This is a genomic window from Bradyrhizobium sp. (assembly GCF_035309285.1).
In the GTDB taxonomy this organism is placed as follows: domain Bacteria; phylum Pseudomonadota; class Alphaproteobacteria; order Rhizobiales; family Xanthobacteraceae; genus Bradyrhizobium.
In genome coordinates, this window is sequence record NZ_DATGFH010000010.1 from 1 (window position 1) to 10,896 (window position 10,896).

Here is a 10,896-nt window from a genome sequence, read left to right on the forward strand (position 1 = left end):
CTTTTCCGACGAGTCCGGGGCGACCGCCATCGAATACGGCTTGATCGCGGCGGGCATCTCGCTTGCGATCATCGCGGTCGTGAACGGCCTTGGTACAACCCTGAATACCAATTTCACGTCGATCTCGAGCTCCTTGAAGTAAGCGCGCATCGTGGCGCCGGTTTTCGTACGGCGCCATGGTCTCACGACAGGCGATCAAGCCACCCAAGAAGACCCGCATGGCCAATCACCACGCGGGTCTTCTGTCTTGGCTATAAGTCATTAAAATCATTGCGGGAATCGAGGCCGCTGCGACAGGTTATCCACAGCCTGTCCACGCACCTGTCAACGGCTTGCGAACAGCGCGCGGTGATCGGCCAGGATCGCTCTCGCCGCGTTGTGGCCGGGGGCGCCGGTGACGCCGCCGCCGGGATGGGCGCCGGAGCCGCAGTGATAGAGGCCCTTCAGCGGCCCGCGGTAATCCGCATGTCCCAGCATCGGCCGTGCCGAGAAGAGCTGGTTCAAGGTCAGCGCGCCGTGGAAGATATCGCCGCCAAGCAGGCCGAATTGTCGCTCGAGGTCGAGCGGGGAGAGGGTCTGGCGGCCAACCACGCTCGCCGCAAAGCCGGGCGCGAACTTGTCCACCGTCGCGATCATGAGGTCTGCGACTTCCTCGCGATGGTCGTCCCAGGACTTGCCGTCCGGCAATTCCGGCGCGACGTGCTGGCAGAACAGGCTCGCGACGTGCGCGCCCGCGGGAGCGAGCGAGGAATCCAGCGTCGAGGGGATCAGCACCTCCACGACGGGCTCGCGGCTCCAGCCGCGGTCGCGGGCGTCCAGGAAGGCGCGGTCCATATAGGCGAGGCTCGGGCCCAGGATGATGCCGGCGGTGAGGTGATCGCCCTCGCCGGGCAGCGCCGTGAAGGAGGGCAGCGCCGACAGCGCCACATTCATCCGGAACGTGCCGGAGCCGTTCTTCCAGCGCTGCATGCGCGCGCGAAACTCCGGCGCCAGCGCACCCGCCGGGATCAGTCGCGTATAGAGCAGCTTCGGATTGACGTTGGCGGCGACATATTTCGCGCGAATGGTGTCGCCATTCTCCAGCACCACGCCCGCTGCGCGCTGCCGCTCCACGATCACCTCGCGCACGCCCGAATCCAGGATGACCTCGGCGCCAGCCGCACGCGCCGCCGCCGCCATCGCCTGGGTGATCGCGCCCATGCCGCCGATGGCATGTCCCCACACGCCCTTCTTGCCGTTCACCTCGCCGAAGGCGTGGTGCAGCATCACATAGGCCGAGCCCGCCGCGTACGGGCTCGCGTAATTGCCGACGATGGCGTCGAAGCCGAACAGCGCCTTCACGAGGTCATTATCAAAACGCTCGTCCAGCATCTCGCCGGCCGAGCGCGTGAACAGGTCGAGCAGATTGCGCTGCTGTTCGAGCGAAAGGCCGCGCAGGATGTTGGCGGCGCCAAGCGCGTTGAAGGTTTCGCGCAAGGCGCTTGCGCCAAAGCCTTCGACCAGATTCGGCGGCGCGCGCAGCACCAATTGCCGGAGCACGTCCGCGATCTGTTCCAGCTCCCGCGAAAAGCTCTCGATCGCCACCGCGTCATGCGCGCTGAGCCTGGCAACGGACTCTTGCGTGCGGCCCTCGCCGGTGAGGAGATAGCTGCCATCAGGCGCGGGCAAGAAATTCTGCGCGCGGCGCTCGACGATCCTCAAACCGCGATCGGCGAGCCGGAGGTCGGCGATGATCTTCGGGTTGAGCAGGCTCACCGTGTAGGCCGCGACCGAATTGCGGAAGCCCGGATGAAACTCCTCCGTCACCGCGGCGCCACCGACGACCTTGCGCCGCTCCACCACGCGCACGCGCAGGCCCGCAGCCGCGAGGTAGGCCGCGCAGGTGAGGCCGTTATGCCCGGCGCCGATGATGACGACATCCGTCTCTGTCATGGCAGCTTCAAGAAAAGATGATCCTTCCAGTCACTTCTAGCGAAACCGCGCAATCCAGCACAGCGCGAAGTGAAGGGACGATACGCTGCACCGCATTGCTCGCGCGCGCACCTTGTGTTCCATTGCGCCGCTGGGGATTGAAGGCAGAGCCGACATGACTGCATCCGCGCCGTCCGCCGCCATGGAGCCCGCCATTGCCGCGCAGCCTTCCGCCGCGCGCAACCGGCTGGTGCTGACCGTCTACACCGCGGCGATCTTCCTCAGCGCGCTCCTCCTGTTCTCGGTGCAGCCGCTGTTCACCAAGATGGTGCTGCCGCGGCTCGGCGGCTCGCCGGCGGTGTGGTCGGTCGCGATGGTGTTTTTTCAGTCGCTGTTGCTTGCCGGCTATGGCTATGCGCATGTCCTGATGAAGATCAGGAACCGCGCTATTCCGGTCGTGGTGCATTTGGTGCTGCTCGTCGCAGCCATCCTGACCCTTCCGCTCTCGATCGCGAGCTCCTGGGGCGATCCGCCCACGTCCGGCTACGCTTTCTGGCTGCTCGGGTTGTTTGCGATCTCGATCGGGCTGCCGTTCTTTGCGCTTGCGGCCAACAATCCCCTGCTGCAAGCCTGGTTCGTGCGCACCGGCCATCCCGCCGGCCCGGATCCCTACTTTCTCTACGCGTCCTCCAACATCGGCAGCTTCCTCGCGCTGTTGTCCTATCCGGTGCTGCTGGAGCCGATGTTCACATTGCGCACGCAGAACCTGATGTGGACCTGCGGCTATGGCTTGCTGATCCTGCTGATCGCGGGTTGCGGCGCGTTGCTGTTGCGCTCGCCGGCGCTTGCAGCCGCGGATCGTGCGACCGAGGAAAGCGACGCGCCGGCGCCGAGCTGGCTTTTACGCGCGCGCTGGATTTTCCTCGCCGCGGTGCCGTCGGGGCTCCTGATCGCCGTCACCGCGCATATCTCGACCGACGTCGCGGCCGCGCCGCTGCTCTGGGTGCTGCCGCTATCGCTCTATCTTCTCACCTGGGTGCTGGTGTTCCAGTCGCGCCCGTTGTTGCCGCATCGATGGATGCTCTGGCTGCAGCCGCTGGCGATCGCCGGCGTCATCGTGCTGCTCGCATTCGGCGGTGAGCAGAATTTGCTGCTCACGCTCGGCGGTCACCTGGTTTGCTTCTTCCTGATCGCGATGGCCTGTCATGGCGAGCTCGCGCGGACGCGCCCGGCCGCGAAATATCTCACCGGTTTTTATGTCGCGCTGTCGTTCGGCGGTATGGTCGGCGGCCTGTTCGCGGGTCTGATCGCGCCGTTTGCTTTCTCCTGGGTCGCGGAATACCCGATCCTGCTGGCGCTCGCTGCGCTGGGCCGACCGTCCACGGAAGAGCGCTGGCCCGACTGGAGCCGTTGGTACTGGCCGTTCCTTACGGCGCTGACGGTCGCACTGGTCGCGCCGTCCTGGCATCAGGGCTGGATTCCGGATTGGCTGGAGGATCACCGGGTCTGGGTCGCGGGTTGCGTCGGCGCGCTCGCGGGCCTGATCGCGCTTCTCTTCAACGCGAGCCGTTGGAAGATTTTTGCCACCGCCGTGACCGCGCTGGTGCTGATCCATATCTATCCGTTCGACGAGGGCCGGGTCGTGACGGCGCGAAGCTTCTTCGGCGTGCACAAGATCGTGGTCACGCCAAGCGGGCAGTATCACGTGCTGATGCACGGCACCACGATCCATGGCGCGCAGAAATTCCTCAACGACGACGGCTCTCCGGTCCAGGGCCGGCCCGAGCCGATCAGCTATTATCACAAGGATGGCGGCATCGGCCGCGCGATCACCGCGATCCGCGAGCGGAAGGGCGCGCCGCTGCGCGCGGCCGTGATCGGCGTCGGCGCCGGCACGCTGACCTGTTCCGCCGAGCCTGGCGAGACCTGGAAGTTCTTCGACATCGACCAGACCATGGTCGATGCCGCCAGGAACCCGAAATATTTCACTTACATTCAGAACTGCGCGCCCGGCGTGAAGCCCGTGATTGGCGATGCGCGGCTTACCTTCGCCAGGGAGCCGGACGGAATCTACGACCTCATCATCGTCGACGCCTATTCATCGGACGCGATCCCGATCCATCTCGCCACCCGAGAAGCAATGAAGATCTACAAGGACAAGCTCGCGCCGCAGGGCGCGGTCGTGATGCACGTCTCCAACCGTCATCTCGAGCTGGAGAGCGTGGTCGTCGGCATCGCCGATGCCAACGATCTGAAGTGCTGGGTCTATGATGAGGATTCCGGCCGCGACGATGAGTATATTTTCGCGACCGACGTCGTGGTCTGTGCGCGACAGGAGGCGGATGTCGGCAAACTGGCCTTCGACGACAAATGGACCGAGACCGAACCGACCGAGGGCCAGCGCGTCTGGACCGACGATTATTCCAACATCCTCGGTGCCGTATACCGCCGGTGGCGAGAATAGCAGGCCTGACCGCGCAAGCCGCAAGACATCGCGACCGGTATTTTTCTTGCAGGCCATAAAGTGTTGCAGCTTCTCGCGCGGCTGTGTACTCATTGCTTGCGTTTTTCGACCCGCGTGGTTTTCGGGCTTCCTGTCTTGCGGAACCGTAATCACCGCGTCATCAGGAACGGGTCGCGCGCCGGATTTCGAAGCCGGCTGATCATGCTAGACTGTATGTGGGGTTGAACCCCGGGGCCTACGGTTTTCGGACCATCGCAGAGCGGAACCAGCCAAACTACGCATGCTGTTCAACGACTATCCGTTCCTGTTGGTGTTCCTGCCGGCAGCGCTCCTGATCTATCGCCTCGCCGATCCCTATCCGCAGGCGCGCATCGGCGTGCTGGTGGCGCTGTCGTTTGTCTTCTACGCCTATGGCTATCCGCCCTATGTGCTGCTGCTCGCGCTCTCGATCGCGATCAATTGGCTCGCGGCATTGGCCTTCGGGCACTTCAAGCGGCGGTGGATCATCACGGCGGCGATCGTGATGAATCTTGCCGTGCTTGGCGTGTTCAAATATGCGAATTTCGCCGCCGCCAATCTCGGCCTTTTACTCGGCCGGCCGATGCCGCATCTCGACATCGTGCTGCCGCTTGGCATCTCCTTCTTCACCTTCCATCACATCATGTATCTGGTCGATCTGAGGCGCGGCAAGGCGCCGCTCTATCCGGCCGACCGCTACGCGCTCTATATCTCGTTCTTCCCTCAGCTCCTGGCCGGCCCCCTGGTGCGCTGGTCGGAGGTGATGGCTCAGTTCGGCCAGACCGTCTACAGCCCGGGCTGGCAGCGCAGGTTCTGCATCGGCGCGGCGTTCATCCTGGCGGGCCTCGTCGAAAAGATCCTGTTCGGCGACGGTATGAGCCGGCTGCTCGATCCGATCTACGCGCAAGCGGCGGCCGGCCCGCTTAAGGATGGAGACGCCTGGCTTGCGATCTCGGTCGCCGTCCAGATCCTCTACGACTTCGCCGGCTATTGCGATATCGCGATCGGACTCGGTCTTCTATTCGGCGTGCAACTGCCGTTCAACTTCAATGCGCCGTTCCGCGCCGCCAGCATCCAGGATTTCTGGCAGCGCTGGCACATGACGTTGATGAATTTTCTGCGCGATTATGTGTATTTCCCGCTGATCAATGCCCGCATTCTGCCGCGGCGATACCTGCCGCTGCAGTCGCATGCCGCGACCATGATTACGATGATGCTGTGCGGCCTCTGGCACGGCGCGAGCTGGACTTTTGTGCTGTGGGGCGTCTTGCACGGCTTCGCGCTGATGATCTGCGCGCTGTGGCGGCGCCACGGCCCGCGCCTGCCGTCGCTTGCCGGCTGGTCGCTAACCGTATCGTTCGTGCTCCTGACCGGCGTGATATTCCGCGCCGGCAGTTTGGAGGTCGCCTGGCACGTGTTTCAAGGTCTTGCAGTCCTGCCCGACCTGGAGCACGGGCGGCATCTCCTGCCGCTGTTGCTGGCGCCGCTGGCCGCGTTCCTGCTGCCGGCGAGCCAGGACATCGTCGCATTCTTCACGCGGCGCCCGAATGTCTACCTCGCGGCCCTCGTGGGCATCGCCTTTCTGGCGCTGTTGTTCGAGCTCGGAGAACGGGACGTCCATGAGTTCGTTTATTTCAAATTCTGATCGCTATCCCGCGTCGGACTGGAGCCGCTGCCTGACGGCCGGCGTCCGCGCGTTTCTGATCGGCGTTTTTCTCTTGTCGGCGCTGATCTTTGCGGTCGACCCCTACGACAGCGGGCGGTTCGGCCTGCTCGGGATCACCGGCGTCGACGACAAGCTGCCCTACACCGCCAATGCCAGCCGGGCGCGCGACGGGCGTTTCGATTCCGCCATTTTCGGCGATTCGACCGGGCAACTGATCCGGCCGGCCGAACTGTCGCCTGCGACGGCCAAGCATTTCGTGCAGCTCGTTGCGCCCGGCGCCACGCCGCGCGGCCATCTTGCGATCCTGGATTTCTTCCTGCGCCATCACGCCCATGTCGGCGCGCTCGTCGTGGTGATCGACGATCCCTGGTGCGCGAGCAGCGCCGCGCCATCAGCGGATGATCGTTTTCCCTATTGGCTCTATGGCGACAGCACGCTGACCTATGCGCGCCATCTGTTCTCGTGGAGCGCGCTCGATCGCGTGTTCCAGAGGATCGCGATCGGGCTTGGCCAGCGCAAGCGTTTTGCCGAGGATGGTTTCTGGAGCTATGAGGAAGTGTGGCCGCCGGGATCAAGGCAGCCATCCGATGCGCCGCGGCCGCCCGGGCCGCGATTGACCGGCACCGTCGACACCGTGTTTCCTTACAAGGATCGTCTTGCGAGCGTGATCCGCCGGCTGCCGTCCGAGGTCGCCCTCGTGCTGGTGGTGCCGCCGGTCTTCCATACTTTTCTGCCGACGCCGGGCAGCCAGGACGCCGCTGCCCGGGAGGCGTGCAACGCCGCGTATCGCATCATCGTGGCCGGCCGCCCTCACAGCAACCTGATCAACTACCGCATCGACAATGCGCTGACCCGCGATCCCAAAAACTTCGCCGATCTCATCCACTATCGCGCGGATATAGCCAGCAAGGTGGACGAGGGCATCATCGCCAGCGTCAGGCAGGGCAACGCGGCGAAGATCGATTTCTGATCAATCCTCGCCGAGCATGTCGAGCCGCCCCTCCAGCCACAGCCTTCGCGTCATGCTGCGCTGGATCTTGCCGCTGGTGGTCTTGGGCAGCGTGCCCGGCCGGATCAGCGCAATATGGCGGGCGAACAGCTCGTGCTGATCGGTGATGCCTTCGCGGATCAGCCCCTTCAGCTCTTCCGAATCGATCTTGTTGCGCTCGGTGCGCTCGATCTCCTGCACGACCGCGAGCGCCTCCTCGCCGTTCTCGTCCTCAACCGAAAACGCGGCGCCGCCGTTCTGGCGCAGCGAGGGATGCAGCCGCTGCACCGTCTGCTCGATGTCCTGTGGGTAGTGATTGATGCCGCGGATGATGATCAGATCCTTGATCCGCCCGGTGATGAACACGTCACCCGCTTCATCGAAGAAGCCAAGATCGCCGGTGCGCAGCCAGCGTGTGGCGGCACCTTCGCCCGCAATCTCCGCGTTGAGGCCGGCCGCGGTCGCCGCCTCATTGCGCCAATAGAGGCGCGCGACATTCGGCCCGCTCACCCAGATTTCTCCGACGCGTCCCTGTGCAGGGCGGCTGCGGGTTTTGGGATCGACGATCGCGATTGTCTCGCCTTCAAGCGCGCGGCCGCAGCCGACCAGGATCTGCGTGTCGGCGGCATCCATGGGCGGTGCGATGCGGTGCGCCTGCAGCGCGGCCTGGCTCACGCTCCGCGTCACATGGCCCGCGCCGCGGCGGCCGCCGGAGATCAAGAGCGTCGCCTCGGCCATGCCGTAGGCCGGGAAGACGGCGCTCGGCTGAAAACCGTGGGTAGCAAAGGTATCGATGAATTTCTGGATGGTCTCGGCACGGACCGGCTCGGCGCCGTTCAGCGCGATCTTCCAATTGGAGAGATCGATGCCCTGCATCTGATCGGCGCGGTAGCGGCTGACGCAGAGATCGAAGCCGAAATTCGGGCTGCAGGCGACCTCGGCCTTGTAGTGATGGATGGCGCGCAGCCAGTTGAGCGGCCGCTGCATGAACCCGTTCGGCGCCATCAGCACGCAGGGCGCGCCGACATGGAACGCCTGCAGCGCATTCAGGATCAATCCCATGTCGTGGTAGAGCGGCACCCAGTTGACATAGGTCGATCGGCTGGTGTTGCCGAGCGAAAGGCGGATCATCTCGAGATTGGCGATGAGGTTGGCGTGGCTGACAGCGACGCCCTTGGGGTCCGACGTCGAGCCCGATGTGTACTGCAGGAACGCGATGTCCTGCGGCTTGGGCAACGGCGGCGGGGGACTCTCGGAGGGTTCGGCTGCCAGGCCAACCTCGAGCCATTGCAGCGAGGCGCGCTCGAAGCGCGCCATCAGGTCCTGGCGCAGCGTAAAGGCCTGTGTGGTCAGTGCGATCTTGGGCTCGCAATTGGCGAGGATCGCGGCTGACGAATCGCGTGCGCTGTTCCTCCGCGGCATCATCATCGGCACCGCAATGATCCCGGCCATCAGGCAGCCGAAGAACGCCACCATGAATTCGAGTCCGGGCGGAAACACCAGAAGCGCGCGCTCGCCGGGGGCGGCCGTCTCGCCGAGCCGCGTCGCGAGCCGCCCGGCAGCCTGATGCAACTCGGCATAGGTCAGCGCGGTTTCCTCGCTGCCGCGGTCGGAGAGGAAGGCATAGGCACGATCAGTGGGCCGCGAGCGCGCTCGCTCTGCGAGCAGGGCGACGAGCGTGGAGGGGAGATCCATGGCTTGCCCGGCGGCTGGCCTCGAGCCGTCAGGCCGCCGGACGCGCGGCGCGCCGCTCGGCAAGGTGGCGCGACAGCTCGTCGACCGTCGGGTAGTCGTAGAAATCGTCGGTGGTGAGCTCGAGGTCGAGCTTTTCCTCAAGCTCCATCATGACATAGACGACCATGGCGGAATCGAGCCCCAGCCGGTTGAACTTCACCTTGGGGTCGATGCGATCCTTGCTCACCCGCAGTGTATTGGCGAGCGAGGCCACACAGAATTCGGCAATTTCTTCTGGCGTCATGTCCGGTCCCGACCAAAGCGGCCGGACATTACGGACAGGCTTCCGCTTGTCAATTCAACACGGCAAGGGCCTGTTGATGCACGCCTTTCCGCTCTGCGCGGAGGCGCGCGCGGCGATTGATATGGCGTCGCGCGCACGAGCCGGTTTCAAACGGGCAGGGCGCTAGTTCTGATCATCGTAGCCGCGCGGCTGATAATATTGCTGCCGCGGCTGGTAGTAATAGCCGGGCGGGCTCTGGTCATAGTTCCGGTTATTGTAATAGCGGTCTTGCGGCTGCTGCTGCGGATAGGCCTGCGCGTCATAAAGGCGACGGCTCGAGCGCGGCGCCGGGTAGATCTGCTGATCCGAGCTGCCGTCGGCGGGATAGATATAGCCGTCATCCGGGCGCTGCTGCGGCGCTGCCTGGCGGCCCGGGTAGAATTGCGGCTGCGGGGTCAGCTGCATGGGCTCGCCGGCCGTGGCAACTTGCTGGTTGTCGTAATAGCCTTGGTCGGGTGCGCGGCGGGCGACAGCCGTGTTCGCCCTCGGATAGCGCGCCAGCGCCACCGCGGAGGAGCCGGTCAGGGTCACCGTGGTGTTGAGCACGCCCTGTTCCTCAACCAGCGCATACAATGTGGCGGCATTGGCCCTCGACAGCCGCACGCAGCCGTGGGAGGCGGGTGTGCCGAGCCTGCTTTCGGACTCGGTGCCATGGATGGCATGCCCGATCTTGGTGAAGAAGATCGAGTGTGGCATCGGCGCGTCGTCGAATTCCTTGGAGAAATGGTCTGCTTCCATGCGGAAGGCGCGGAACGTGCCGTCCGGCGTCGCGCGGGAAGGGATGCCGGTGGAGACCGGCCAGTGATAGCGCGCCACGCCATCGACCGAGACGGTCATCATCTGGTTGTTCTGGTCGACGAGGATATCGACTTTCGCCTGGGCGGCGTGGCCGGCGAAAAGCATCAGGCCGGCAAGAGCTACGAGGAAGGAACGCATGTTTACCTTTGGCCTCCAGGCCTGTTTCGGCGCCGCGGCTCTCCGTCCCCGGCATTCACTATGCCCGAAATCCGGCATTGGTTCCAGTGACCTGCGGCGGGCATCCTTAATGTGTCGCAAAATGGGGCCGGAGGTTGGACCTTTTGGGTGAAATTTTCGCGAGCGGAGCAGGGCTGCGAAGATGAACGGGGCGAGGCATCGGCATCGCGGCCCTGTCCATTGCTACAATTAATCGTCATTCCGGGGCTGCGCACTCCGGTACGACGCGCTTTCGCGCGTCAAACCTTGAGCCGGTAGCCGGTCTTGAAGATCCACGACACCAGGATCATGCAGACGACCAGGAACGCGGTGGTCATGCCGACACTCAGGGCGATGCTGACGTCGGAAATCTCGTAGAAGCTCCAGCGGAAGCCCGAGATCAGATAGACCACCGGATTGAGCAGGGTGATCGAGCGCCAGGGCGAAGGCAGCATGTTGACTGAATAGAAGCTGCCGCCAAGGAAGGTCAGCGGCGTCACCACCAGCATCGGGATCATCTGGAGTTTTTCGAAACCATCGGCCCAGATGCCGATGATGAAGCCGAACAGGCTGAACGTCACCGCCGTCAGCACCAGGAAAGTCAGCATCCAGATCGGATGGTGAATGTGCAGCGGCACGAACAGGCCGGCGGTCGCCAGGATGATGAGGCCGAGAACGATCGATTTGGTCGCGGCTGCGCCGACATAACCGAGCACGATCTCGAAATAGGAAATCGGCGCCGAGAGGATTTCGTAGATGGTGCCGACGAATTTCGGGAAGTAGATGCCGAACGAGGCGTTGGCCGTGCTCTGCGTCAGCAGCATCAGCATGACGAGCCCGGGCACGATGAACGCGCCGTATGGAATGCCCTCGATCTC

General features: G+C 64.2%; 9 protein-coding genes. 4 read left to right on the top strand and 5 right to left on the bottom strand.

The annotated features are described in order from the left end of the window. Positions 1 to 142: Flp family type IVb pilin (locus VKR55_RS04095; protein WP_324399974.1), on the top strand; the 142-nt coding region annotated here is incomplete at its 5' end. A gap of 182 nt (positions 143 to 324) precedes the next feature. On the opposite strand, the gene VKR55_RS04100 is transcribed toward VKR55_RS04095, so the two are convergent. Continuing rightward, complete coding sequence (locus tag VKR55_RS04100) at positions 325 to 1,932, bottom strand: phytoene desaturase family protein (protein WP_324399958.1); 1,608 nt, start codon at positions 1,930 to 1,932, stop codon at positions 325 to 327. A 154-nt stretch (positions 1,933 to 2,086) separates the two neighbouring features. On the opposite strand from VKR55_RS04100, the gene VKR55_RS04105 reads away from it, so the two are divergent. From VKR55_RS04105 to VKR55_RS04115, 3 genes are all read left to right on the top strand, one after another. Beyond that, a complete protein-coding gene (locus tag VKR55_RS04105; RefSeq protein WP_324399960.1) occupies positions 2,087 to 4,375 on the top strand; it encodes a fused MFS/spermidine synthase in 2,289 nt (762 codons plus the stop codon). A 280-nt stretch (positions 4,376 to 4,655) separates the two neighbouring features. Further along, a complete protein-coding gene (locus VKR55_RS04110; protein WP_324399962.1) occupies positions 4,656 to 6,038 on the top strand; it encodes an MBOAT family O-acyltransferase in 1,383 nt (460 codons plus the stop codon). Continuing rightward, positions 6,013 to 7,029: a hypothetical protein gene (locus VKR55_RS04115; RefSeq protein WP_324399964.1), complete on the top strand. Its 1,017-nt coding sequence runs from the start codon at positions 6,013 to 6,015 to the stop codon at positions 7,027 to 7,029. The genes VKR55_RS04110 and VKR55_RS04115 overlap by 26 nt, the downstream gene beginning before the upstream one ends. On the opposite strand, the gene VKR55_RS04120 is transcribed toward VKR55_RS04115, so the two are convergent. From VKR55_RS04120 to VKR55_RS04135, 4 genes are all read right to left on the bottom strand, one after another. Beyond that, a complete protein-coding gene (locus VKR55_RS04120) occupies positions 7,030 to 8,742 on the bottom strand; it encodes a fatty acyl-AMP ligase (protein WP_324399966.1) in 1,713 nt (570 codons plus the stop codon). It lies immediately after the preceding gene. A gap of 28 nt (positions 8,743 to 8,770) precedes the next feature. After that, a complete protein-coding gene (locus VKR55_RS04125; protein WP_324399968.1) occupies positions 8,771 to 9,025 on the bottom strand; it encodes an acyl carrier protein in 255 nt (84 codons plus the stop codon). Between the two features lie 162 nt (positions 9,026 to 9,187). After that, positions 9,188 to 10,000 carry a L,D-transpeptidase gene (locus VKR55_RS04130; protein WP_324399970.1) on the bottom strand — a complete coding sequence of 271 codons (813 nt, stop codon included), beginning with the start codon at positions 9,998 to 10,000 and terminating at the stop codon, positions 9,188 to 9,190. A 278-nt stretch (positions 10,001 to 10,278) separates the two neighbouring features. Next, on the bottom strand, positions 10,279 to 10,896 hold a 618-nt coding region (locus VKR55_RS04135), incomplete at its 5' end, for an ABC transporter permease (RefSeq protein WP_324399972.1).

Bases quoted from the DNA above. Each gene is read 5' to 3' on its own strand.
- VKR55_RS04100 (WP_324399958.1), bottom strand. From the start codon at position 1,932: ATGACAGAGACGGATGTCGTCATCATCGGCGCCGGGCATAACGGCCTC.
- VKR55_RS04105 (WP_324399960.1), top strand. From the start codon at position 2,087: ATGACTGCATCCGCGCCGTCCGCCGCCATGGAGCCCGCCATTGCCGCG.
- VKR55_RS04110 (WP_324399962.1), top strand. From the start codon at position 4,656: ATGCTGTTCAACGACTATCCGTTCCTGTTGGTGTTCCTGCCGGCAGCG.
- VKR55_RS04115 (WP_324399964.1), top strand. From the start codon at position 6,013: ATGAGTTCGTTTATTTCAAATTCTGATCGCTATCCCGCGTCGGACTGG.
- VKR55_RS04120 (WP_324399966.1), bottom strand. From the start codon at position 8,742: ATGGATCTCCCCTCCACGCTCGTCGCCCTGCTCGCAGAGCGAGCGCGC.
- VKR55_RS04125 (WP_324399968.1), bottom strand. From the start codon at position 9,025: ATGACGCCAGAAGAAATTGCCGAATTCTGTGTGGCCTCGCTCGCCAAT.
- VKR55_RS04130 (WP_324399970.1), bottom strand. From the start codon at position 10,000: ATGCGTTCCTTCCTCGTAGCTCTTGCCGGCCTGATGCTTTTCGCCGGC.